The sequence below is a fragment of the Sphingomonas soli NBRC 100801 genome, from assembly GCF_001591025.1.
Taxonomy (GTDB): Bacteria; Pseudomonadota; Alphaproteobacteria; order Sphingomonadales; family Sphingomonadaceae; genus Sphingomonas; species Sphingomonas soli.
The window spans coordinates 160,430-184,279 of record NZ_BCTZ01000009.1 but is presented as its reverse complement, the minus strand read 5'-3'; the positions used below and the strand labels follow the sequence as shown (position 1 = coordinate 184,279).

At 66.2% G+C, this 23,850-nt stretch carries 25 protein-coding genes, 1 tRNA gene and 1 riboswitch; of the genes, 21 read left to right on the top strand and 5 right to left on the bottom strand.

The window, feature by feature from the left end:
* Nucleotides 1-2: 2 nt before the first annotated feature.
* Nucleotides 3-794, top strand: a complete 792-nt coding sequence (locus tag SSO01S_RS07060) for a SapC family protein (protein WP_066797741.1) — start codon at nt 3-5, stop codon at nt 792-794.
* Nucleotides 795-1,062: 268 nt separating this feature from the next.
* Here the strand turns inward: SSO01S_RS07060 and SSO01S_RS07055 are convergent, their stop codons facing one another.
* Nucleotides 1,063-1,872 (bottom strand): N-formylglutamate amidohydrolase, encoded by an 810-nt coding sequence (locus SSO01S_RS07055; RefSeq protein WP_066797738.1) that lies wholly within the window; start codon nt 1,870-1,872, stop codon nt 1,063-1,065.
* Between the two features lie 137 nt (nt 1,873-2,009).
* Between SSO01S_RS07055 and cpdR the strand changes: the two genes are divergently transcribed.
* Nucleotides 2,010-2,384, top strand: a complete 375-nt coding sequence (cpdR, locus tag SSO01S_RS07050) for a cell cycle two-component system response regulator CpdR (protein ID WP_066797735.1) — start codon at nt 2,010-2,012, stop codon at nt 2,382-2,384.
* A gap of 60 nt (nt 2,385-2,444) precedes the next feature.
* A tRNA-Val gene (locus tag SSO01S_RS07045) sits at nt 2,445-2,519 on the top strand.
* A 222-nt stretch (nt 2,520-2,741) separates the two neighbouring features.
* On the opposite strand, the gene SSO01S_RS07040 is transcribed toward SSO01S_RS07045, so the two are convergent.
* Genes SSO01S_RS07040 through SSO01S_RS07030 form a run of 3 tightly spaced genes read right to left on the bottom strand, consistent with a single transcriptional unit; the run spans nt 2,742 to nt 4,914 of the window.
* Nucleotides 2,742-3,113 carry a cupin domain-containing protein gene (locus SSO01S_RS07040; protein WP_066797266.1) on the bottom strand — a complete coding sequence of 124 codons (372 nt, stop codon included), beginning with the start codon at nt 3,111-3,113 and terminating at the stop codon, nt 2,742-2,744.
* Nucleotides 3,110-4,018, bottom strand: a complete 909-nt coding sequence (locus SSO01S_RS07035; protein ID WP_157073675.1) for an EamA family transporter — start codon at nt 4,016-4,018, stop codon at nt 3,110-3,112. The genes SSO01S_RS07040 and SSO01S_RS07035 overlap by 4 nt, the downstream gene beginning before the upstream one ends.
* Before the next feature lie 20 nt (nt 4,019-4,038).
* Nucleotides 4,039-4,914 carry a PhzF family phenazine biosynthesis protein gene (locus SSO01S_RS07030; RefSeq protein ID WP_066797263.1) on the bottom strand — a complete coding sequence of 292 codons (876 nt, stop codon included), beginning with the start codon at nt 4,912-4,914 and terminating at the stop codon, nt 4,039-4,041.
* A gap of 258 nt (nt 4,915-5,172) precedes the next feature.
* Between SSO01S_RS07030 and SSO01S_RS07025 the strand changes: the two genes are divergently transcribed.
* From SSO01S_RS07025 to SSO01S_RS06940, 18 genes are all read left to right on the top strand, one after another.
* Nucleotides 5,173-6,048 (top strand): NAD(P)-dependent oxidoreductase, encoded by an 876-nt coding sequence (locus tag SSO01S_RS07025; protein WP_066797731.1) that lies wholly within the window; start codon nt 5,173-5,175, stop codon nt 6,046-6,048.
* The gene (locus SSO01S_RS07020) at nt 6,045-6,521 is read left to right on the top strand and encodes a cupin domain-containing protein (protein ID WP_066797261.1); all 477 of its coding nucleotides are present in this window, start codon (nt 6,045-6,047) and stop codon (nt 6,519-6,521) included. The genes SSO01S_RS07025 and SSO01S_RS07020 overlap by 4 nt, the downstream gene beginning before the upstream one ends.
* 15 nt (nt 6,522-6,536) lie before the next feature.
* Nucleotides 6,537-7,544, top strand: a complete 1,008-nt coding sequence (locus tag SSO01S_RS07015; RefSeq protein ID WP_083942892.1) for a GlxA family transcriptional regulator — start codon at nt 6,537-6,539, stop codon at nt 7,542-7,544.
* A complete protein-coding gene (locus SSO01S_RS07010) occupies nt 7,541-7,912 on the top strand; it encodes a nuclear transport factor 2 family protein (protein ID WP_066797259.1) in 372 nt (123 codons plus the stop codon). Before SSO01S_RS07015 ends, SSO01S_RS07010 begins: the two co-directional genes overlap by 4 nt.
* 146 nt (nt 7,913-8,058) lie before the next feature.
* Nucleotides 8,059-9,132 carry an alpha/beta fold hydrolase gene (locus SSO01S_RS07005; protein WP_066797257.1) on the top strand — a complete coding sequence of 358 codons (1,074 nt, stop codon included), beginning with the start codon at nt 8,059-8,061 and terminating at the stop codon, nt 9,130-9,132.
* Nucleotides 9,129-9,668 carry a DinB family protein gene (locus SSO01S_RS07000; RefSeq protein WP_218000343.1) on the top strand — a complete coding sequence of 180 codons (540 nt, stop codon included), beginning with the start codon at nt 9,129-9,131 and terminating at the stop codon, nt 9,666-9,668. Before SSO01S_RS07005 ends, SSO01S_RS07000 begins: the two co-directional genes overlap by 4 nt.
* Nucleotides 9,647-10,081, top strand: coding sequence for a VOC family protein (locus tag SSO01S_RS06995; protein ID WP_066797251.1), 435 nt, complete (start codon nt 9,647-9,649; stop codon nt 10,079-10,081). Before SSO01S_RS07000 ends, SSO01S_RS06995 begins: the two co-directional genes overlap by 22 nt.
* Nucleotides 10,078-10,686, top strand: a complete 609-nt coding sequence (locus tag SSO01S_RS06990; RefSeq protein ID WP_066797248.1) for a 2-hydroxychromene-2-carboxylate isomerase — start codon at nt 10,078-10,080, stop codon at nt 10,684-10,686. Before SSO01S_RS06995 ends, SSO01S_RS06990 begins: the two co-directional genes overlap by 4 nt.
* A gap of 182 nt (nt 10,687-10,868) precedes the next feature.
* Nucleotides 10,869-11,085, top strand: a riboswitch (cobalamin riboswitch).
* Nucleotides 11,086-11,200: 115 nt separating this feature from the next.
* Complete coding sequence (locus tag SSO01S_RS06985) at nt 11,201-13,093, top strand: TonB-dependent receptor plug domain-containing protein (RefSeq protein ID WP_066797244.1); 1,893 nt, start codon at nt 11,201-11,203, stop codon at nt 13,091-13,093.
* A 44-nt stretch (nt 13,094-13,137) separates the two neighbouring features.
* Nucleotides 13,138-13,911 carry an ABC transporter substrate-binding protein gene (locus SSO01S_RS06980; RefSeq protein WP_245646635.1) on the top strand — a complete coding sequence of 258 codons (774 nt, stop codon included), beginning with the start codon at nt 13,138-13,140 and terminating at the stop codon, nt 13,909-13,911.
* Nucleotides 13,912-14,014: 103 nt separating this feature from the next.
* Entirely contained in the window at nt 14,015-14,986 is a 972-nt protein-coding gene (locus SSO01S_RS06975; protein ID WP_066797241.1) for a FecCD family ABC transporter permease, read from the top strand.
* Nucleotides 14,977-15,744, top strand: coding sequence for an ABC transporter ATP-binding protein (locus SSO01S_RS06970; RefSeq protein WP_066797236.1), 768 nt, complete (start codon nt 14,977-14,979; stop codon nt 15,742-15,744). Before SSO01S_RS06975 ends, SSO01S_RS06970 begins: the two co-directional genes overlap by 10 nt.
* 119 nt (nt 15,745-15,863) lie before the next feature.
* Nucleotides 15,864-16,829, top strand: a complete 966-nt coding sequence (locus SSO01S_RS06965; protein ID WP_245646634.1) for a polysaccharide deacetylase family protein — start codon at nt 15,864-15,866, stop codon at nt 16,827-16,829.
* Entirely contained in the window at nt 16,830-17,972 is a 1,143-nt protein-coding gene (locus SSO01S_RS06960) for an acyl-CoA dehydrogenase family protein (protein ID WP_066797233.1), read from the top strand.
* A gap of 148 nt (nt 17,973-18,120) precedes the next feature.
* A complete protein-coding gene (locus SSO01S_RS06955) occupies nt 18,121-19,161 on the top strand; it encodes an enoyl-CoA hydratase/isomerase family protein (protein ID WP_066797221.1) in 1,041 nt (346 codons plus the stop codon).
* 100 nt (nt 19,162-19,261) lie between these two features.
* Nucleotides 19,262-20,038 carry an enoyl-CoA hydratase gene (locus tag SSO01S_RS06950; RefSeq protein WP_174520762.1) on the top strand — a complete coding sequence of 259 codons (777 nt, stop codon included), beginning with the start codon at nt 19,262-19,264 and terminating at the stop codon, nt 20,036-20,038.
* Between the two features lie 191 nt (nt 20,039-20,229).
* Nucleotides 20,230-21,105: a 3-hydroxyisobutyrate dehydrogenase gene (mmsB, locus tag SSO01S_RS06945; protein WP_066797219.1), complete on the top strand. Its 876-nt coding sequence runs from the start codon at nt 20,230-20,232 to the stop codon at nt 21,103-21,105.
* A gap of 152 nt (nt 21,106-21,257) precedes the next feature.
* Nucleotides 21,258-22,181, top strand: coding sequence for a right-handed parallel beta-helix repeat-containing protein (locus SSO01S_RS06940; protein WP_066797216.1), 924 nt, complete (start codon nt 21,258-21,260; stop codon nt 22,179-22,181).
* 24 nt (nt 22,182-22,205) lie between these two features.
* Here SSO01S_RS06940 and SSO01S_RS06935 read toward each other — a convergent pair whose 3' ends face one another.
* Nucleotides 22,206-23,825 carry an alkaline phosphatase family protein gene (locus SSO01S_RS06935; RefSeq protein WP_066797213.1) on the bottom strand — a complete coding sequence of 540 codons (1,620 nt, stop codon included), beginning with the start codon at nt 23,823-23,825 and terminating at the stop codon, nt 22,206-22,208.
* Nucleotides 23,826-23,850: the final 25 nt, after the last annotated feature.

Sequence of the window (23,850 nt, the reverse complement as noted above, 5' to 3'; positions counted from 1 at the left end):
TGATGGCCAGCGCGCCGCAGCAACAATCGCTTCCGCTGTTTTACAATGAACTCGAGCCGCTTTCGAGCCAGGCACATGCCGATTACAAGCTCCGCGTGGCCGAGAAGGCGCCGTTCGTCGTCAACCAGCACGCAGTTCCCGTCACGGTCGAGGAATTCCCCGCCGTGCAGCGCTTCATGCCGATCGTCTTCTCGGCCGGCGAGGACCCCGTTCCGCTCGGCCTGATGGGCCTGAACGAAGGCGTCAACGTCTTCTTCAACGACGAAGGCACGCTGAACGACCCGGACCAGCCTTTCTACGTTCCGGCCTATATCCGCCGTTATCCGTGCATGCTGGCACGCCTGCGCCCCGACACGGACGAGCTTTCGCTGTGCTTCGATCCCTCCGCCGGCACGATCGGCAAGTTCGACGAAGGCGAGCCGCTGTTCGAGAATGGCGAGCCCACGCAGGTGGTGAAGGACATTCTGGCGTTCAACGAGCAGTTCGAGCATGCCGGACAGCGCACCAGCCTGTTCATGAAGGATCTGAAGGACCTCGACCTGCTGACCGACGGCGAAACCTCGATCCAGCCGGACGGTGCCGAACTTCCCTTCGTCTATCGTGGCTTCCAGATCGTCGACGAGAAGAAGCTCAACGAACTGCGCGGCGACCAGCTTCGCAAGATCGTGCAGAACGGCATGCTGCCGCTCATCTATGCGCACCTCTTCTCGCTGCAGCTGATGCGCGACATTTTCGCGATGCAGGTGCGCCTGAACAAGATGCCGGAACCGCAGCTGGTACCGCCGGCTGCCTGATGCCGATCGGGCGCGGCGTTGCTTCATGCCGCCGCGCCCGCCTGGTTCAAGATCGCGAAATAGCGTCCATTTCGGCGGTAAACGATTGGCCGCGAAGGCGATACGCCTGGCCGCAGCCCCTTGAACTATCTCCCCTTTCACCTATATTTGGTCTTGTACGGCTTCGTGTTCCCCCTTTCGCGAGGCAGTACGGCACGCCCTCGGGCGTGTCTCCTCCCTGAACCTTGGCCACCTCGTGGGTAACCGCGAGGTGGTTTTTATATGCGGTTCATTCGGCGGCGAGCGCTGCGGGGATGGCTTCGTCGGCAAGCGCATCGATGATCGAGCGGAGCAGCTTCACCATGGCCTTGAGACCCGGACCCGGCTGATCGAGCGCCGCATCGAGATACAAAGTGCGATCGATTTCCAGCTGGATCGCATGAATTCCGCGCCGCGGATCGCCATGCCGCTCAAGAATGTGCCCGCCCGAATATGGCGTGTTGGCCGCGCAGGCGATATTGTGCGTCCGCGCCACAGCCTCGAGACGGCCCTGGAAGCGCGCGGCCGCCGATTTGCCGAAACGATCGCCCAGAACCAGCCGGGGCGCGGTGGTGGGATCGCCGAGCGGCGGCATGGAATGCACATCGAGCAGCACCGCGACGCCAAATCGCGCGCGCGCCGAGGCAAGGGCAGCGGCGATCGCTGCGTGATAGGGGCGATGATCGAGCCGGATTCGCGCGTCCACTTCGTCGCCGCCCAGCCGCCGCGACCATATATCGCCGGAATTGCCCACGCGGCGCGGCACCAGCCCGAGCCCGCTGCGCAACTTGGCGGAGAGAGGCGGCCCGCCCGCCCGTGCGCCATCGTCGAGCCGGGGATCGCGCTCCTGTTCGCTGCGGTTGAGATCGATCCAGGCACGGGCGCGCGCGGCGACGAACAGCGTTTCGATTTCGCGCGCGCCCAGCGCGATCGCATCCGCATAGCGGTCCTCAAGCCCGCGGATGGCGGCGAGGGGCACCCGGAGCGCCGCGCGCAGCGGCAGGGGATAGTCCCGCCCGGCATGCGGCACGGAAATGACCACCGGGCTGATCGGCTCCATCGGCCCATAAAGCTCGAACGAAGGGGATGCGGTCACCGGCACAGCCTAGGCAGCGCTGCGGCCATCGGCAATGCGCTGCTGGAAAATCTTAAGGGCTTGGGCCTATGGTGCGGCTGAGACATTGGGGTGGGGAAGCGATGATCCGGATTTTGCTGGCCGAAGACGATCGTGTGATGCGGGAGTATCTGACCCGCGCGCTCGAGCGTTCGGGATATGCCGTCAGCGCAGTCGATCGCGGCACCGAGGCGATTCCTCTGCTGGAGAATGAGCGCTTCGATCTGCTGCTTACCGATATCGTGATGCCCGAGATGGACGGAATCGAACTCGCCCAAAGGGCAAGCGAGATCGCGCCCGATATGCGCGTGATGTTCATCACCGGCTTTGCCGCCGTCACGCTCAAGGCCGGGAAACAGGTTCCACAGGCGCGAATCCTGTCCAAACCCTTCCATCTTCGCGACCTTGTGCTGGAGGTCGACCGGCTTTTCGAAGCCGAGCATGCCAGCCTGAATTAAAATCACCTTCGGGGTGCTTGCACCCGCGAACAACCCTCGCTAGAGGCGTCCGACCATTGAGGGCGTGTAGCTCAGTGGTAGAGCACTGTGTTGACATCGCAGGGGTCGCAAGTTCAATCCTTGCCACGCCCACCATGAAAAACCCCGCTGGCCCATTGGGTTGGCGGGGTTTTTGTTATCTTGCGGCCGCGAATCCGCGTGATCACGGCCGGGAGTTCCGCGGTCCATGCGTGGCACGACTGTTGAACACCAGATGCCAGCTTCACGCAGCTTACAGGCGCGACCTTCCGATCGATCTCGCGGATCGTAGCGCAGTGGTCGCTGCCCGGCCCAGGTCGCCTGTTTCACTCGCCTTTGTCAGAGCTCCACTGCGTGCGTGGCCGTGTTGACGTCGCCCGTGTTCGGCGTGCCTTCCGGGTCCAGGAGCAGCAGCTTGACCGGACCGCGACGTGCAGCCGGGCGGTGCTCCACCCCACGGGGCACGACGAGCAGTTCGCCCGGTCCGAGCGTGACGGTCCGGTCGCGGAAATCCATGTCGAACTCGCCCTCTACGATGATGAACAGCTCGTCGGTCTCGGGGTGGGAGTGCCAGACCCATTCTCCCTCGGTCTTTACCAGCCGGACCTCGTTGTCGTTGTAGCGGGCGACGATCTTCGGCGCCCAGCGCTCTTCGAACCGGTCGAACTGCTCGCTCAGATTGACGATGCGCGGCTCAGTTCCTTGGCTCATGACATTACCTCCATGGGTTCAATCTCGTTTGGTGTCTTCGGCTGTGCGGCCCGGCGGGAAGTCCAGAAGTTGACGGCAAGTCCGGTCAGCACGAGTATTGCCGCGGCAACCTTCCAGGTCGGCATCGGCTCGGCAAGCAGCCAGGCGGCCGCAGACATGCCGAACACCGGCACCAGGAGCCCGATGGGAGCGACGTCAGCGGCGGGGTGGCGCGCCAGCAGCCAGTTCCAGACGGAATAGCAGAACAGCGAATTGGCGAAGGACTGCCATGGAACGGTGGCCCAGGCGAAGGCGTCCGCCTGCGCAAGGCTCCGCATCATCAGCTCGGAACCTTCGATCAGCAGGGCAGCTGCGAGAAGCGGCGGGACGGCGGCAAGACCGCTCCACACCATCAGCGCGAGCATGTCGATGTTCCCGGCACGCTTGGCGAGGATGTTGCCACCCGCCCAGCCGAGCGCCGCTCCGAGTACGAGGACGATCCCGAGCGGATCCGCGGCACCTCCGGCATCGAGTCCGATCAGCGCGATGCCGGTGATGCAGAGCGCAAGCGCGACGAGGTTGTCGGCGCGGGGCCGTTCGCCGCCGATGACCAGTGCCAGCGCGACGGTGAAGATGGCTTGCGTCTGGATGAGGAGCGACGCGAGCCCGGCGGACATGTGGCCGTCCAGCGCGTAGAGGAGCAGGCCGAACTGGCCGACGCCGATCAGAAGGCCGTAGGCGACTATCTCGCGGACGGGCATCCGCGGCGGCCGGATCAGCCATATCAGCGGCAGCGATGCGACGGCGAAGCGCAGCACCGAGAAGGTGATAGGGGGGAATTGCTCAAGCGCCATGCGCGCGACGACGAAGTTCGAGCCCCAGATGGCGACCACCACCACGCCGGCCGCGACGTGCGGTAGCGGCATTCCGGTGCCTCGCATGGCGGTCACAGCGAAATGCTGCCCCGGAACACGGAAACGCAGTTGCCGCCGACGCCGGCGCGCACACCGTCGGCGGATCGCCATGCGCGAACGGACAGGTGGCTTGGCCGTCCCATCTCCACGCCTTGCACGGCGCGATATGCCAGCTCGCCGGCCCCCGAAAGCTGCAGGCGGAGCGCCGCGAGGGTCGCGTTCGCGCTGCCGGTCGCTGGATCCTCCCAGGTGCCGGCGAGTGGGGCGAACATGCGCGCGCGCACATCCGCTCCTTCACTGGCGTAGAGGAAGATCGACAGACGCCCCTCCAATTGCGGGAACTGTGCGGCCAGGCGGTGATAGGCTCCGAGATCCGGTGCCGCGCGGCTGAGGGCCTCGCCCGCGACCTCCGCCAGGACGAAGTCGACGCCGACGCTTGCGCGCAGCGGGGCATGGCTTGTCGCGACAATGCTCTCGCTCCCGAGCGACAGGCACGACGCGATGCCCTTGGTTGGCAGGGATTCCTTGATTGTCAGCGGCTGGGGGGCGTCGATGTCGGCGGCACCGCCGTTCTCGCCCAGCCGCACCGCAATGAGGCCGGAAATCTCTTCGAAGCGAAGGACATTGCCGGACGCGCGCCCGAGCTGCGCCAATACGAACGCCGTGCCAACGTTGGGATGGCCGGCGAACGGCATCTCCGAAGTCCGGTTGAAGATGCGCACCTGCGCGGTGTTGGCGGGATCCCTTGGCGGCAGCACGAAGGTCGTCTCGCTATAGTTGAGCTCGGCGGCGAGCGCCTGCATCGTCGCGGCGTCCAGCCCTGCGGCGTCGGGGAACACCGCCAACGGATTGCCGCCGAAGCGCTTATCGGTGAACACGTCGACGGTGAAATACTGGTAGTCGCGCATGTCTGGATCCCGGATCGGAGGTCTGGCGTCAGCCATATGTCGCGCGGAAGCCGCCCAGCGGATCTGCCTGGCAGCATCCGTTCGGCAGGCTTCCTCGCGTTTGCATCGCCCGGAGGGTAGCGAGATCCGCGTCGCCGAGCGCGTGGCGAATGAGCCAGTTTTCGGGGAATTACCGCCAAAGTGCGCTTGGCGAGAAATCCCGCTTTGATGGTCAGTTCGCCTCTGGTCCGTCGCGCGCTGCCCGCTAAGCATGACAGCATGCGCCTCGGTTTCGCAGGTCTGGGATTGATGGGACGGCCGATGGCCGCCAACCTGCTTCGCGCCGGCATGGGGCTGCGGGTCTACAATCGCTCATCAGGTCCCGCCCAGGCGCTCGCACGGCTGGGAGCGGACATCGCCGGCTCGACCGGCGATCTCTTCGCGAGCTGCGATGCCGTCATCCTCATGCTGGCCGATGACGCGGCCACCGATGCGGTGCTGGGGCGGGGTGAGTCTGAATTCGCCAGCCGCGTCCGCGGCAGGCTGATCGTCAACATGGGGACCCACTCGCCGGGATACTCGCGCGGGCTGGAGCGCGACGTGTTTGCGAGCGGCGGTCGCTTCGTCGAGGCACCGGTCTCCGGGTCGCGGGGCCCGGCGGAGGCCGGCGAATTGGTCGCGATGCTTGCGGGGGCACCCGATGCCGTCGCCGATGCCCGGCCTCTCATCGCGCCCATGTGTCGCGAGATCATCGATGCCGGTGCGGTGCCCCGCGCGATGGCGATGAAGATCGCGGTCAACCTCTACCTCATCACCTCGGTGACCGCCCTGGCCGAGGCGACTAGTCTCGCCGCTGCCACCGGGGTTGGCCTTGAGCAGTTTCGCCGGGTGATTACCAACGGGCCGCTCGGCAGCGGCGTGGCGGCAGCGAAGCTCGGCAAGATGGTCACCCGCGACTTCACGCCCCAGGCCGCGGTGGGCGACGTGATGAAGAACGCAAGGCTGGTCGCCGAGGCGGTGCGCGGCGTAGAGGGTGATGCTCCACTGCTGGCCGAGAGCCTCGCGCGTTTCGAATGCTTGGCGCGGCGCGGTGGAGCCAGTCTCGACATGGCCGCCATCCTGATGTCCTATGAAGAGGAGGCCGCCGCAGCATGAAGCCCGATCGGATACGCGCGCTGGTCGCCGACGAGGTCCCCGCGCGCACCTCCACCACCTATCCAGCCGAGTTTGCCCGGCGGGTGCACGGACGGAGCAAGCAGGTGCTGGGCGATCCTTTCGGCGTCGGGAATTTCGGCGTGAACCGCGTCACTCTGCCGCCTGGGTGCCAGTCCTCGGTGCGGCACCGTCACCTTGTGCAGGACGAGTTCGTCTATGTGCTCGCCGGCGAGCTAACCCTGATCGACGACGACGGCGAACTGACGTTGCGCGCCGGGATGTGCGCGGGCTTCCGTCACGGTGGGCCGGCCCATCATCTCGTTAACCGCAGCGCGGAAGACTCCGTATATCTGGAGGTCGGGGATCGCCTCCCGGGGGATGCTGCCGAGTATCCTGACGACGACCTGAGGGCGGTGCGAAGCGATTCGGGCTGGAGCTACACCCAACGCGATGGCACGCCCTGGTCCGGCTGACGAAAGGAGGCACGCATGCTGCCAGTCACGATCCTCGCCCTTGAGACCGCGCTGGCCTCCAGCGTTACGATCACCATCGACGTGCTGGCGATGGCCAACCATGTCAGCATCGCGGCCGGTCGGCCGGCCGCCTTCGACGTGCAACTCCTGGGGGCTGGGGCGTATCTCTTCCGTCCGTTTCTCGCCTTTCCCGAGGCAGTCCATGATCAGCCGGAGCTTCTGATCGTTCCGGCGCAGGGTCTCTCCAAGGCGGCGAGCTATGCGGACCGCTTGGCCGATCCGGACGCGCAGGCCGCGCGTGCGCTGATCGAGGCGGCGGCGGCGAACGGCGCGCATGTCGCGAGCTCGTGCACGGGCACCCTGTTGCTCGCGAGTACGGGCCTGATCGATGGGCGGCGCGCGACGACGGCGTGGTGGCTCGCGCCGACCTTCCAAGATCTCTTTCCGAAAGTGGCGTTGGACACCGCCGAACTGGTGGTGAGCGACGGGGCCTTCACGACTGCTGGCGCTGCGATGGCGCAAATGGATCTCGTGGTTGGTCTTATTGCCCGCTATGCGGGTGCTGATGTCGCCGAGGGCTGCACGCGACGCATGTTGCTTGACGAGCGCCGTTCGCAGACGCCTTACATGGCGATCGGCCTGCTCGCGGCGACGAGCGAGAGCGTGGCACGGGCGGCTGCCTGGGCGCGTACGCGGCTTGGCGACAGGATCGGCGTGAACGACCTTGCGGCGGCGGTCGGGCAGTCGCCGCGCACCTTCTCGCGCCGGGTCGCCTCCGCGACAGGACTGTCGCCCGTCCAATTCCTGCAGCAACTTCGCGTCGAGCGCGCGGTCGAGTTGATCGAGACGACGGCGCTCCCGTTCGAGGAGGTCGCCTATCGTGTGGGCTACTCCGATCCATCCACCCTGCGTGGGCTCATTCGGCGGGGAGCTGGCTTGGGGCCGCGCGAGCTCCGGGCCCGCGCTCGTCCTGCGGCTGCCCGCCCGCTGCCGCCGCCACCCGGGCTGGCGCGGCGAGCATGACGTTCACCGACGCCGAAGCGTTCGCCAGGGACTGGATCGATGCCTTCAACGATCGGGATCTAGAGCGCATCATGTCCCACTACGAAGCCGACGTGCAGTTGGTCTCGCCGATCTACCTCCAGTTCACCGGCGGATTGACGGACACCGTCAGGGGGATCGAAGCGCTGCGCGACTATTTCGCCCGCGCCTTGGATCGCTACCCGCACCTGCACTTCACGCTCCTCGAGGTCGCGAAGGGCACGCGTAGCGTGAGCATCCGCTACCGGACCAGCCTTGGCGACCGAGTGGCGATCGAGTGCTTCGAGGGGCCGCCCGGTCGCGCCGCGTCGCGGGTGCTCTGCCACTACGTCGACAACGCGCAATCGTGACACCGCCGATGCGGGTGGTCGCCTCGCTGCTGCTGGCGCTTTCTTGGCGCTGCTCGCGACGCTTGCCTGAGGCTTGGCGAATTGGCCCCGAACATTGTCAAATCCGCCACTCGCCGGGATGCGCAAGCCGGCCGAAGAAGTGAGCGATGAAGTCTTTTCTTAACGCCGCAATCGCGTGCCTCGTGCCCGCTGCCATCCTCTCGTCGGCAGCCGCCCAGCCCACCAGCCGTGTATCTGAAGATGTCCTTCAGCAGTTCGCCGTGGCGCATGATCGGATCGACATCGGGGGCGGGCGCAAGCTCAATCTCTTCTGCATGGGATCGGGCGAAAAGACGGTGCTGTTCGATTCCGGCGGCAGCGACTGGTCCGTGATCTGGGGGCTGGTGCAGCCAGAGGTCGCGAAGCGGGTCCGGGCCTGCACCTACGACCGCGCCGGCCTCGGCTACAGTGACCCCGTTGCCGGTCCGCGTTCGCCAGCCGCGATCGTCGAGGATATCAAGGCACTGGTCGGTGCGGCCAAGCTGAAGACCCCGCTCATTCTGGTCGGGCACTCGCTCGGCGGCTTCAACGTGAAGCTCTATGCGGCGCTTCACCCAGCCGACGTCGCGGGGTTGGTGCTGATCGACCCGTCCGAGGATCGCGTGGCCGAGCGGGTTCGCACCCGCCTGCGCAAGCGCTTCGGTGAGTCTATCGCCGCTCGCGTCGAACTCGGCGACGCCGACTGGATGCGACGATTGACCGCGCACTACGCGAACTGCGCCGCCATTGCCGAGAAGGGCGACCTCGATCCCGCATCGACGACGTACAAGCGCTGTAGTGATCCGGTCCGGCAGCCGCTGGGTCCGGCAGTCGCCGCCGAGCGTGCGCGCATTCAGGTCACCAAGACGTACCAGGTGACGCAGGCATCGGAGATCGCCAACAGCGTCTATGCGGACGACCGGGGAGATGCGGTCTACCGGACCCTATTCACGCCGGGCCGGCTTGGTGCCCGCCCGATGATCGTGCTGACGCACGGGGACCACGATGCATCCGATCCGATCGACGCAGCCAGCTATCAGTCCTATCTGTGGCTGCATACCGAGACGGCCGCGCTGTCCCGCCGCGGGCTGCAACGTATCGTGCCGAAGACGAGCCACAACATCGAGATCGATGATCCGGACGCCGTCGTCCGCGCGATCCTCGAGGTCGTGGATGCGGTGACGCGGGCAAGCGGCGGGTGAACCGTCTCAGCACGCTGCGCATGCTGACGCGATACAAGGCCTGGGCGAACGAGATCACGTTCAGGACGATGATGGCATTGGCGGAGGAAGAGCTGCTCCGCCCAAGGGCGACGCGCTACGGCGACATCCTGCACACGCTGAACCATGTCTACGTGATCGATGATATCTTCCGCGCCCATCTTGAGGGCGGGGGCCACCGGTACACGGCGCGTAACACCGAGCGCGGGGACTCGGTGGCTGGGCTGTGGGGCAGGACCCAGGCGCTGGACCGCTGGTATGTCGGCTATGCCGAGCAGCTTCGCGAGACCCTGCTCGACGAGGTTGTGGAGTTCGAGTTCATCGGGGGAGGCAGCGGCGCGATGACTCGCGAGGCAATCGTGCTCCACGTGGTCAACCATGGGACCTATCACCGCGGATTCGTGGGCGACATGCTTTATCAGGTGCCAACGGCGTTCCAGTCGAACGATCTTACCGTCTTTCTGAGGGATCGGGCCATTTCGGAGGAGCGGGCGCAATGTTCAGCCACGTCACGCTAGGTGTCAGCGATCTCGGGCGGGCCGGCGCCTTTTACGACGCGCTCCTGACACCCTTGGGGCTCGTCCGGCGGGAGGTGAAGCCCGACGGCGGACCCGCTTCGCTGTGCTGGCACGAGCCCGGGGTGCAGCTTCCGCGCTTCTACGCGTATCAGCCCTATGACGGGCGGCCCTGCTCCGCCGGCAACGGGACGATGGTCGCTTTCCTTGCTCCGTCCCCGCATGCCGTGGACCAGCAGGGGCATGCCGCAGCGCTGCTGGCGGGCGGCACCGACGACGGGTCTCCCGGGCTACGGCCGCGATATGCGCCGGACTATTACGGCGCATATCTACGCGATCCTGATGGCAACAAGGTCCATTTGGTCTTCCGGGGCGACATCGCGCCTCGTCCAGCCGGCGGGCTCGAAGCGCCATGACCGCCACGCCGATCGAGTTCTGGTTCGACCTTACCTCGCCCTACGCTTATTTTGCAGGACGAGAGATCGACGCGCTTGCGGCGCGCCATGGCAGGACCGTGGACTGGAAGCCCTTCCTGCTAGGTGCGGTGTTCAAGGTCACGGGCAGCACGCCGCTGACGGCCCAGCCGTTGAAAGGCGATTATGCCCGGCACGACTGGGCGCGTCTCGCGCGCCTGGCGGGGGTGCCCTTCGTCCTGCGTGAGGATTTTCCGCTGCGAACCCACCTGGCTGCCAGGATGGTACTGGCCGCCGCGGCTGGGCACGGGAGTGCGACGGCCGGCGCATATTCCAAGCGACTGCTTGAGGCGCTGTTCGAGGAAGGGGCCAACATCGCTGATGCGAACCTCGCGGCGGCACTCGGCGCGCCGTTCGGCATCGACCCGGAGACCTTGATTGCCGCCGGATCCGCCGCCGAGTGGCGCGAGGCCCTCCGTCTTCGATGCGACGAAGCAGTAGCGCGTGCGATCTGCGGCTCTCCCTGGATCATCGTCGACGGCGAGCCCTTCTGGGGGGCGGACCGGCTTGCAATGGTCGAGCGCTGGCTGTCTGGCGGGGGATGGTAGAGTGTCGGCGCCCAGCGAACGGTTATCGATCTGATCAAGGCTGGGCTGGGAATGGGTGCTGGCCGGATCGTTGATATCGGCACCGGGGCGCGGGTCGGGACGCCCTCCGTAATCCGATCGCGATGCGTGACCAGATGCGTTCGCTGCGGTTCCTTGGCTTGCGCGCAATTTTCCGGGCGCGTACACGCCGTCGCGTGACAGGTTCCCCGGTGACGGGGATGAAAAGGGAACTCGGTGGTCCGGCGTGCGGCGCACGCTGCCGTCTGACTGATGCCGAGGCTGCCCCCGCAACTGTGACCGGTTAGCCGGCGCGCCATCATGCCACTGGGGAATCCCGGGAAGGCGGTGCGCCAGCGGTGACCCGGGAGCCAGGAGACCTGCCGGTCACGGTCGATTCCTTTGCGCGGGCGGGGTGTACCGGGCGAACGAGGGGCGAAATCCCTTGCGTGAGCGACACCGAACCGGGCCGCTCCCGCCACTTCAGGCAAGCGGCCCAAGCAATGGGTGTCTTGTTATGAAGTTCAAATTCCTCCTCTGTGCGTCGGCGGCCCTGCTGCCGGCTTTGCCTGCCTTCGCGCAGGATGTGGCCGCTCCGGCGGGCGATCAGGAGATCGTCATCGCCGATCTACGCCGCACCGATATCGTCGTGGTGGCATCGGGCATCGAAGAAATGCCTGAGAATGTCGGTCGCGCCGTAACCCTGATCGAGCGCGATGAGATCGAGCGCCGCCAGACGGTCGCGCTCGCCGATCTGCTATCGACCACGCCCGGCGTCACGGTGTCGCGCAACGGCGGGCTGGGCGGCTTCACCGGCGTGCGGATTCGCGGCGCGGAGGCGGAGCACACGCTCGTGCTGATCGATGGCGTGCGCGTCAACGACCCGTCCTCGCCCGGCGGCGGATTCGATTTCGGCAATCTGCTGGCCGGATCGATCAAGCGGGTCGAGGTGCTGCGCGGGGCCAATTCGGTGGTGTGGGGCAGCCAGGCGATCGGCGGCGTCGTCAATGTCGTCACGCAGGACGGCAGCTACGGCCTCACGGCATCCGGCAATGCCGAATATGGCAGCCAGGACAGCCTCTTCGCCAATGCCGCGCTCGGCTATGGCGGGCAGAATGTCCGCGCCGGCTTCACTGCGGGCTATGCGCGCACAGATGGAATCTCGGCGGCGGCAAGCGGAACCGAGCCCGATGGCTATCGCCAGTTTGGTGCGAGTGGACGCTTCGCGGTGGACCTTACGCCCGATCTGACGATCGACCTTCGCGGCTATTATGCGGACAGCCGGACGGACCTCGACGGCTTCCCGCCCCCCACCTACGCCTTTTCGGACACTGTGGAGTATTCGACTGCCGAGGAGCTGTATGGCTATGCGGGGATCAACGCGCGGTTGTTCGGCGACGTGCTTCGCAATCGGCTGAGCGTTTCGCTCGCGCGCATCGATCGCGACAATTACGATCCCGCCTTTGGCACCACGCCGAGCTTTATCGGACGCGGGCGAAGCGAGCGATACGAATATCAGGGCCAGCTTCGCCCCGTCGACGCAGTGACCGCCGTGTTCGGCGCCGAGCATGAGGACAGTCGCTTCAACGATGGCTCCACCTTCGCCTCGACGGGCGTGACCAGCTTCTATGGGCAGGCGATCGTCACCCCGTTCGATGCGGCGACGCTGACTGCGGGCATCCGCAATGACGATCATAAGGCTTTTGGGAACCACACCACATTTGGCTTCAGCGCTTCGGTTCGACCCGCATACGGCACGGTGCTGCGCGGCAGCTATTCGGAAGGGTTCAAGGCACCGACGCTTTACCAGCTCTACAGCTTTTACGGGACGCGCACGCTGCGCCCGGAAACGTCGAAGGGCTATGATCTGAGCGCTGAGCAGCAATTGCTCGACGGTGTGCTGCGGCTGAAGGCGACCTGGTTCCACCGCGACACCAGCAATCAGATCGATTTCGACCTTGGCACCTTCACCTATGCCAACCTTGCGCGAACCCGGGCCGAAGGCGTGGAGATCGAGCTGGGCGTGGATCTGCTCGAAGGCCTGCATTTGCGCGGCAATTACACCCATGTCGCCACGCGGAATCGGGCGGGTGGCGCCAATTACGGCAAGGAACTGGCGCGCCGCCCGCGCGATTCCGCCAGCCTTTCGGCCGATTACCGCTTTGGCGAAAACGGGCCGAGCATCGGCGGCACGGTGACGATTGTCGGGCGGAGTTTCGACAATCCCGCCAACAGCGTCCGCCTCGACGGCTATACGCTGGCGAGCATCCGTGGCGAGGTTCCGCTGGGTGAGCGGCTCGCGCTGTATGGCCGCGTCGAAAATCTGTTCGACACGAAATACCAGACCGTCGCCACCTATGGCACGCCGGGGCGATCGGCCCATGGCGGCGTCCGGGTGCGTTTCAACTGATGCGTTGCGCCGCGCTTCTCTGCCTCCTCCCGGCAGGCTGCGCGGTGCAGCCACCGCAGGGGGGAGGGATCGTCTCCACAAACCCCTGCGCCGATGCGATGCTGATCGAACTGGTCCCGCCCGCGCGGATCACCGCGATCAGCCATTATTCGCAGGACCCCGCCGCGACTTCGATCCCCGCGCAAGTCGCGGTGCGGTTTCGAACCACGCGCGGCACCGCCGAGGAGGTGGTAATGATGCGGCCCGATCTGGTGATCGCGAGCAGCTTCACCGCGCCGGCAACGCGCGAAGCCTATCGCCGGGCCGGGCTCAAGACGCTCTATCTCGATTCGCCGGCAACCATCGAAGCGAGCAAGAAGCAGGTGACCGAACTCGCCGCCGCGCTGGATGCGGCCGGGGCGGGCCGGGCGATGAACGCCCGCATCGATCGCGCAGTGGCTGCTGCAAGCTGGCCGGGCGAGAAACTTCCCGCGCTCATCTGGATCGGAGGCAACATGGCATCGGGCGGCGGCAATCTGCTCGACGAGATGATGACGCGCGCGGGCTTTTCAAACCGTGCCGCGCATTACGGGCTGCAATTCACCGGATACCTGCCGATGGAGCATGTGATCGTCGATCCTCCGCGCGTGATGCTGGTCCCCGACGCGGTTGGGCGCGATGCCTCGTCGCGCGCGGCGCAAATGCGCAGTGTCGCGCTCGGGCATCTGGGTGCGAAGGTCGAGGAAGCGCGATTCGATCGCTCGCTGGTCAATTGCGGCGGGCCGGTGATTGCGCGGGCGATGGCGAGGCTGGCGGAAGTGCGGCGGGGGATTCAATGATCGCGATCACCCTCACCCTTCCGGCGCTTCGCGCCTCCCTCCCTCTCCCGACGGGAGAGGGAAGGGGCCCGCGAGGCACAGCCGAGTGGGAAGGGTGAGGGCGATGAAAAGATCCACCCTAATCCTCGGCCTGACGGCGCTCGTAGCACTGCTCTTCCTCGGCTCCCTCATGGCCGGCAAGGCGTGGGTGCCGCCCTCGGCATGGTTCACCGCCGATCCGCGCTGGTGGATCGTCGCCGAGCTTCGCCTGCCGCGCGCGATACTGGGTCTGGGCGTGGGCGCGGCGCTGGGGCTCACCGGGGCGGTGCTGCAGGGCTTTTTGCGCAATCCGCTCGCCGACCCCTCGGTGGTGGGCGTCTCGTCCTGCGCGGCGCTGGGCGCGGTCGGGGCGATTGTCCTGCTCTCGGCGAGTACGCCGCTGATCATCTTCGGCAGCGCGATGCTCGCTGCCGCCGGGGGGATGGCGCTACTCGCCGGCCTCGCCTGGCGCTCGCGGAGCGCGGTCGCGTTCATCCTTGCGGGCACGGTGCTCGCCAGCCTGGCCGGGGCGCTCACCGCGTTCGTGATCTCGATCGCGCCCAATCCCTATGCAACTGCCGAGATCATCGACTGGATCATGGGATCGCTCACCGATCGCAGCTTTTCCGAAGTCCAGTTCGCCATGCCCTTCATCGCGATGGGGTGCGTGGCCCTGCTATTCACCGGCCGTGCGCTGGACGCGCTGACGCTGGGAGAGGATGCGGCGCGCTCGCTCGGTATCCGGCTTCGGCGCACGCAGATGCTGATCGTGGTGGGCGCGGGGCTGGCCGTCGGCGCCAGTGTCGCGGTGACGGGCGTGGTCGGCTTTGTCGGGCTGATCGTTCCGCACCTGCTGCGCCCGCTTACCGGGGCGAGGCCCTCCGCGCTGCTGCTTCCCTCGGCGCTGGGCGGCGCGGCGCTTGTCCTCGCGGCGGACAGCCTCGTCCGGCTCGGCCCCGGGGCGACCGAGATTCGGCTCGGGGTGGCGATGGCGCTGATCGGCACGCCTTTCTTCTTCGCGCTGCTGCTCAGGATGCGGAGGTCGGCATGGATCTGACGGTTACCGGCCTGTCGGTCCGTCTCGGCAAGCGAGCGGTGTTGCACGATATCAGCGCGACGCTGCGTCCGGGGCGCGTGACGGCGATTCTGGGCGCCAATGGATCGGGCAAGACGACGCTGGTGCGGGCGCTTGCGGGCCTTGCGCCGGGCGAGGTCCGGCTGGGGTCAGCGCGTGTCGATACGCTCGATCCGCGCGAGCGCGCCCGGACGATCGGCTATCTGCCCCAGGATGGCGCGGTCCATTGGGATGTGACCGTCGAAAGCCTGGTTGAACTGGGGCGCATGCCGCACCGCGCGCCGTTCGCGGGGCTTTCGGCTGAGGATCATATAGCGATCTCCCATGCGCTGGCGGCGACCGATACCGAGGAGCTTGCCGGTCGCCTTGTCGCCGAACTGTCCGGAGGTGAGCGCGCGCGCGTGCTGCTGGCCAGGGTTCTGGCCGGTCGCCCCGCATGGCTGCTGGCCGACGAACCGCTCGCCAGCCTCGATCCAGCGCACCAGCTTGGCCTGCTCGATCGCCTGCGCGCGTTGGCGGGCGAGGGGATGGGGGTTGTGATCGTGCTCCACGATCTGATCCAGGCGGCGCGCGCCGCCGACGATGTTCTGTTGCTGCGCGAGGGCCGCGTCGTTGCCTTTGCGCCGGTTGCCGAAGCGCTTTCGCCGGACAATCTGCGCGCCGCCTTCGGCGTGGAGGTAATGCAGGTGCGTGACGAAGCGGGACGAATCCTGCCCGTGCCGATCGGTACGAACCGCTGACAGGGCGGTTTTGCTGTGCCAGAGTAATTTAATTACAAAGCGCGAGTCGGGGAATGCCCGGCCTGTGGAGGGACGATTTTGGGCATCGAGCAGATCATCGCGAGCGAAGGGGCGGCCCGGTGATCCGCCTGCTCCTGTTCGTCGTCGCCTTGATGTTCGTGGTCCGGGCCGAACCGATCGCGACCGTCGACGCTTCCGCGCCGCAGGAGCAGCGCAAGCTGATCGCGCTGAGCTTCGACGATGTGCCGCGGATGCGCGGCGCGTTCATGGACCCGCAGGAGCGGGGGCAGCGCTTGATCGCGATCATGAAGGAGAAGGGGGTCGAGCAGGCCGCCTTCTTCCTCAATCCTGGGCAGCTCACCGAATATGGCGATACCAAGGGCGCGGGCCAGCGGATCAGGACCTATGTCGCCGCCGGGCATGTGCTGGCCAATCACAGCTTCACCCATCCGCGCCTGGGCGGCACCAGCGCGGCGGACTATCTCTCGAACATCGATGCGGCGGAGCAGTGGCTCAGCAAGCAGCCGGGGCATCGCCCGTGGTTTCGCTATCCGTTCCTGGATGAGGGCGGCAAGGACATGGCGAAGCGCGACGCGATCCGCGCGGGTCTGAAGGCGCGGGGGCTGCTCAACGCTTATGTGACGATCGACGGTTCCGACTGGAACATGGAGGATCAGGCGCTGCGGGCGAAGAAGGCAGGCAAGACGATGGACATGGCTGCGCTGCGTGACCTGTATGTCGAGACGCATGTCCAGTCGGCCAATTTCTCCGATGCATTGATGGTCCGCACGCTGGGCCGCAGCCCGGCGCACGTGCTGCTTCTGCACGAAACCGACATGGCTGCGCTCTTCCTAGGCGATCTGATCGATGCGCTACGCAGGGATGGCTGGGAGATCATCTCCGCCGACGGGGCCTTTGCCGATCCGATCTATCGTTCGACGCCCGAAACTCCCTACGCCGCCGGCACGTTGGCTGAGGCGCTGGCGTGGGAGAAGGGCATCAAGGGCGCGCGCTGGTACGAACGCAACAATACCGACATCGCGAACAGGCTCTTCGCCGAGCGCGTGCTGCATGAGAAGAAATAGATGACCCAGTTCGACCTTACCGACGAGCAGCTTCAGATTCAGGAGATGGCGCGGCAATTCACCGCCGATGCCATCACGCCGCATGCGGCGGAGTGGGACGAGAAGAGCATCTTTCCGCGCGAGACGATCAAGTCCGCCGCAGAGCTGGGCTTTGCTTCGATCTACGTATCCGAGGAATCGGGCGGCATCGGGCTCGGCCGGCTGGAGTCTGCGCTGATCATGGAGGCGATGGCCTATGGCTGCGTGCCGACCAGCGCCTTCATTTCGATCCACAACATGGCGACCTGGATGATCGATCGCTTCGGGTCGCAGGGCGTGAAGGACAAGTATCTCCCTTCGCTGATCTCGATGGAGCGGATGGCGAGCTATTGCCTGACCGAGCCGGGCTCGGGCTCCGATGCCGCCGCGCTCAAGACGCGCGCGGTGCGCGACGGCGATCATTATGTCGTCAACGGGTCCAAGCAGTTCATTTCGGGCGCTGGCGTCAACGATCTCTACGTCACCATGGTCCGCACCGGCGTGGATGGCCCCAAGGGCATCACCTGCATGGTGATCGAGAAGGAGATGGCGGGCGTCAGCTTCGGCGCGAAGGAGCGCAAGCTTGGCTGGAACGCTAGCCCGACGGCGGCGGTCACGTTCGAAAATGTCCGCGTGCCCGCCGAGAACATCGTCGGCGGCGAGGGCGAAGGCTTCCGCATCGCCATGATGGGGCTGGATGGCGGCCGCCTGAATATCGGCGCGACCTCGCTCGGCGGTGCGCAGCGCTGCCTGGACGAGGCGATTAAGTACACCAAGGAGCGCCAGCAATTCGGCAAGGCGATCGCCGATTTCCAGAACACCCAGTTCACCCTCGCCGACATGTCGACCGATCTGGAGGCTGCCCGCGCGCTTCTCTATCTCGCCGCCGCCAAGGTGACGGCCAACGCACCCGACAAGACCAAATTTGCCGCGATGGCCAAGCGGTTTGCGACCGACACCGCCAGTTCGGTCACCGATCGCGCGCTCCAGCTTCATGGCGGGTACGGCTATCTCAAGGACTATCCGATCGAGCGTTTCTGGCGCGACCTGCGCGTCAACTCGATCCTCGAGGGCACCAATCAGGTGATGCGGATGATCGTCGGCCGGGAGTTGACGCGCCAGTGAGCGGCATGATGCCAAGCTCCCTCTCCCGCCGACGGAGGGAAGGGGCCCGCTCGGCGCAGCCGAGTGGGAAGGGTGGGGGCGATCTGGCTTTCACCCTCACCCTTCCGCCGCTTCGCGGCTCCCTCCCTCTCCCGATGGGAGAGGAAAATTGAGCGATGTGCTGATTTCGATCGAGGGCCGCGTCGGCCGGATCAGGCTCAACCGGCCCAAGGCGATCCACGCGCTCAACACCGCGATGTGCCGGGCGATGCTCGATGCGCTGCTTGCCTGGGAGGCTGACGACGCCGTGGAGGCGGTGTTGATCGACCATGCCGAGGGCAGGGGCTTCTGCGCGGGCGGGGACATCCGCATGATCGCAGAGAGCGGCGCGGGCGACGGTGCCGGCGCGCGGGAGTTCTTCCGGGTTGAATATCAGCTCAACCACAAGCTCTTCACCTACGCCAAGCCGATCGTCGCGTTCATGGACGGCATCACCATGGGCGGCGGCGTAGGCATCTCGCAGCCCGCGCGCTTCCGAGTCGCGACCGAGAACACCAGGTTCGCCATGCCCGAAACCGGCATCGGCCTGTTCCCCGATGTCGGCGGCGGCTGGCATCTGTCGCGCCTCCCCGGAAGGATGGGCGAGTATCTCGCGCTGACCGGTCACCGGCTGGGCGGGGGCGAATGCCTCGCGCTGGGCCTTGCCACGCACTTCCTGCCGGCCGAACGGCTTGAGGACGCCAAGGCACGTATCCTCGCCGATCCGCAGGCGATCGAGGCGGTACTGGCCGAGCTTTCCGTCCCCGCGCCCGAAGCAGCGATCCTCGCGCACCAGCCCGAGATCGACCGGCTCTTCGCGGCCGACACGCTCGAAGGCATTTTCGCTGCGCTCGCAGAAGATGGCGGCGCATGGGCCTCCGCCCAGCTCGCGACGCTGCGCACCAAATCGCCCGAATCGATGAAGGTCTCGCTCCGCCTAGTCCGCGAGGGCCGCAGCATGGCGCGCTTCGAGGACGAGATGCGCCAGGAATTCGCCGTCGGCAGCCGCGTCGCGATGCGCCCCGATTTCGCCGAGGGTGTCCGCGCGCTGATCATCGACAAGGACAATGCGCCGCGCTGGAACCCGCCCAGCGTGGAAGCGGTCAGCGACGCCGCCATCGACGCGATCTTCGCGCCTTTGCCCGAAGCCGAAGCATGGCGGCCGATTTGAATCGATCGTCATCCCGGGCTTGACCCGGGGACCCGCTTCTTCTGAGGGTTTCAGAGAAGCGGGACCCCGGCTCCGAGGCCGGGGTGACCAAGGGAGAAGAATGTTGACCTACGAAACCATCCTTGTCGAACAGCGCGGCGCCGTCACGCTGGTCACGCTTAACCGCCCGCAGGCGCTCAACGCCCTCAACAGCCAGATCCTGTCCGAGCTGCAGGACGCGATGCGCGCCTTCGACAAGGACGCGACCCAGGGTTGCGCCGTCATCACCGGCAGCGAAAAGGCCTTTGCCGCGGGTGCCGACATCAAGGAGATGCAGGCGCAGGGCTTTGCCGACATGTACGGCCATGATTTCTTCGCAGGCTGGGAAGATTTTACCCGCACCCGCAAGCCGATCATCGCCGCGGTTTCGGGCTATGCGCTGGGCGGCGGTTGCGAGCTGGCGATGATGTGCGACTTCATCCTGGCAGCAGACACCGCCAAGTTCGGCCAGCCCGAGATCAAGCTCGCGGTCTCGCCCGGCATGGGCGGCTCGCAGCGGCTCACCCGTGCGGTGGGCAAGGCCAAGGCGATGGAGATGTGCCTTACCGGGCGGATGATGGACGCCGAGGAGGCTGAGCGCGCCGGGCTGGTCAGCCGCATCCTGCCCGCCGCCGATCTCGTCGCGGACGCGGTCAAGACCGCCGAGCTGATCGCATCCATGGCGCCGCTCGCGGTCCTGGCGAACAAGGAAATGGTCAACGCCGCCTTCGAGACGACGCTGGCGCAGGGTGTCCAGTTCGAGCGCCGCCTGTTCCACGCGCTGTTCGGCACCGCGGATCAGAAGGAAGGCATGAGCGCTTTCGTCGAGAAGCGTCCGGGGAATTGGACGGGGAAATAACAGCAAGTCCCTCTCCCGTCGGGAGAGGGTTGCGCAGACTTGGGTCGGCTTCTTCAGCCGGCCCTAGTCGAAGCTGGGTGAGGGGATCACCGCATCGATAGCGCATCCCCTCATCCAACTGCGACTAGGCAGCAAGCTGCCAAGTCTCCGTATCCTTCTCCCTCCGGAGAAGGTTTGATCGGGAGAGTGAAATGGCACGCGTAGCTTTTATCGGCCTGGGCAATATGGGCGGGGGCATGGCCGCAAACCTCGCGAAGAACGGCCATGACGTCCGTGCCTTCGATCTGAGCCAGGATGCGCTGGACCGGGCCAAGGCGGCGGGCTGCCTGCCCGCGGCAAGCGCGGCGGAAGCGGTGGCCGGCGCGGAGGCGATCGTCACGATGCTGCCCGCCGGCAAGCATGTCGAGGCGGTCTATACCGATACGCTGCTCGACGGTGCCGAAGCGGGCGCGATCCTGATTGATTGCTCGACGATCGATGTGGACACTGCGCGCCGCGTGGCTGCGGCCGCCACCGCGCGGGGGCTGATGGCCGTCGATGCACCGGTTTCGGGCGGGATCGCCGCCGCGAACGCGGGCACGCTCACCTTCATGGTCGGCGGCACCCAGCAGGCGTTCGAACGGGCCGAGCCGTTCCTGTCGGATATGGGCAAGGCGGTGATCCATGCTGGCGGTGCGGGCGCGGGCCAGGCGGCCAAGATCTGCAACAACATGCTGCTCGGCGCGACGATGATCGCGACGTGCGAGGCGTTCGCGCTGGCCGAAAAGCTCGGCCTCGATCTTCAGAATTTCTATGACATCGCCTCGGTAAGCTCCGGGCAAAGCTGGTCGATGACCAGCTATTGTCCGGTGCCGGGTGTCGGCCCCGAATCCCCCGCCGATCGCGACTATCAAGGCGGCTTCGCAGCGCCGCTGATGCTCAAGGATCTGCGGCTGGCGATGGAAGCGGCGGGGAGCACCGGCGCGGATACGCCGATGGGGAAGCGCGCGGCAGAGCTGTACGAAGCCTTTGTGGCGGGCGCGGGCGCTGACAAGGATTTCTCGGGGATCATCGAGACGCTTCGCTAAGGCCGGATCCCAACCCTGGTCATCCCGGCCTCGCGCCGGGATCTCGCTTCTCCTTTGGGTAAGAGGCAGCGGGACCCCGGCGCGAGGCCGGGGTGACGGGGGGATAAAGGGCCGAAGTGAGTTTTTAACGGCCTTCGCGCATATTCCCGTCCATGCGCCTCGCCATCCTCCTCCTCGCCCTCGCGTCTCCGGCCGCTGCGCAGCAGAGCCGCGCGCCCTTCACCGTCGCCGAGACCGGACAGGGCTTTGCCACCCTCGACGAGGCGGTGGCGGCGATCCGCGACGATACCGCTACGATCCTCATCGCGCCCGGCACCTATCGCCAGTGCACCGTGCAGCAGGCCGGCAAGATCATCTTCAAGGCGATCCAGCCCGGCACGGTGATTTTCGAGATCGAAGCCTGCGAGGAGAAGGCAGCCTTTGTGCTGCGCGGACGCGGTTCCACCGTCGATGGGATCATCTTCCGCGGCTATGCGGTGAACGACGGCAACGGTGCGGGCATCCGGATCGAGATGGGTGACCTGCTCGTCACCAATTCCATGTTCCTCGACAGCCAGGAAGGCATATTGGGCGGCGGACATGATACGGTGCGTACCATCACGATCGATCGCACCACCTTCTCCGGGCTTGGCCAGTGCGAGACGGAGAATTGCAGCCATTCGATCTATCTGGGGATGCAGGGCAAGGTCATCGTGCGCAATTCGCGCTTCGAGCGCGGCACCGGCGGCCATTACGTCAAGATCCGCGCGCCGCAGGTGGAGATCGTCGACAACAGCTTCGACGACAGCCACGGCAAGGGTACCAATTACATGATCGACCTGTCCGAAGGCGGCGCGGGGGTCATCGCGCGCAACACCTTTGTCCAGGGCCCGAGCAAGGAGAATCACTCCGCGCTGATCGTGGTCGGCGCAGAAGCGCGCACCTATGGCTCCAACGGCCTTACCGTGACCGATAATGTCGCGACCATGGCTCCCGGCGCGCCCGCCAATCCGGCATTCGTCGCGGATGTCAGCCGCTCGAACATTGTCCTCTCCGGCAACCGGATCACGGGCATGCGCGAGTTCGAGCGCCGCTGATAGCTTCGGTCTCCGCGCGGGAGGTTATTTGCAGGTGTCGCCCGGCCCCGGATCCAGATCGAGGCACTTGCCGTCGATCTCCACCGGCACCTTGAGTCCCAATACCCCCGCCAGCGTCGGCGCGATATCCACCGTTTCGACGCCCAGCGGCTGCTCGAATCCGGTCATGCCCTTGCGCCAGAACAGGATCGGCACGCGACGGTCATAGCCCCATACGCTGCCATGCGTCGCGACATAGCCCTTGGTGGGATCGACGATCGGCGTGATGCGCGGCTGGAGCACCACCAGCAGATCGCCCGAGCGCGCCGGATCATAGGACTGGTTCAGTTCCTCTAGGATCGTCCAGCTCTCGGGCGGGCCCTTGGGCTTGGGCGTCGCGGCGACCTGTGCGCGGGTGAACACCGCCTTCACCTGCGGATGCGCGGTATAGCGTGCGGTGGCTTCGGCGAGCACGGCCTTGCGCTGCGCGGGCGTCAGCTTGGGATCGACATAGACGTCGCCAAAGGATCCGCCATGGAGCACTGGCGCTTTCAGCCCCAGCTTGGCTGCGATTTCCTTGCCCATATTGCCGGCGATCAGCGCTCGATCGACGCGCCCGCCGCCCACCGATCCCGCCTCACCGCTGCGTTCGGGCAGGTCGAGCCCGCCATGATCGGCGGTGAGCGCCACGACATAGTCGACGCCGCTCTTGTCGAGCACAGCGAAAAGCTGGCCGAGCGTGTGATCCAGCGCGAACATCTGGAGGCACATCTCGCTGCCGCGCGTGCCCACCGAATGGCCGATATAGTCGGTTGCGGAGGCGCCGAGGATCAGCAGGTCGGTATCCGCTCCCTGGCCCAGCTTCATGTCGGCGAACAGCCCGGCACCCAGCGCGAGGATCGATTCATCGAATTCGGGGGAGGCGCGGAAGGCGCGGTAATCGCCCGCTTCGCGTGCGAAGCGGCCTTCGCCCACGGTCTGGCCCCCGCCGATCGCGATCGGGCGGCTGCGCGGCTCGCAAAAAGCGGGCAGATCCATGGCCGGCTGTGCGGTGGCGACGCGCTCCGCAATGCCCGCATTCATCCGCGTTACCATCGCGGGTTCGGCGCGGCCCGCATAGGACACGAAGCCCTTGCCGCCCCACCACCAGAGCTCATCGACCTTGTGCCCGCCCATCATCACTGCCGCGCGATCCTTGCCCGCTACGGAAACGACGCGGCTGCCCGGATTGGCGAGCTTCATCCACTCGCCGAGCGTCGGCACCTTCAGGTTCTTGTCCGAGACGGTGTAGTTGTTCGAGCTGCTGCCGGGTACGCTGGTGTCCTCGGAGCAATAGACTGTCTTGTCCTCACGCGGTGCGGTGAAATCGGTCCAGTCGTTCGCGATGATGCCGGTGCGGGCGGGGCGCGCGCCGGTCAGGATCGTCGAATGCCCGGGGCAGGTCTCGGTCGCGCCATGGCTTTGATAACCTGCGGGAAAGACCGCGCCCGACAGGAGCCTGGCGAAGCCCTCGCGGAACTGGCCGCGATATTCGGCGAGCAGATCGGCGGAGAACTGATCTACCGAGATCACTACCACCAGTTTCGGCGCTGGCGCCTGCTGCGCGGTGGCATGGGACGCGGCGAGCAGTACCAGCGCAGCCGCGATCGGGCGAATCAGTTTCATCGAAAGCTCCTGATGGTCAAAAAGC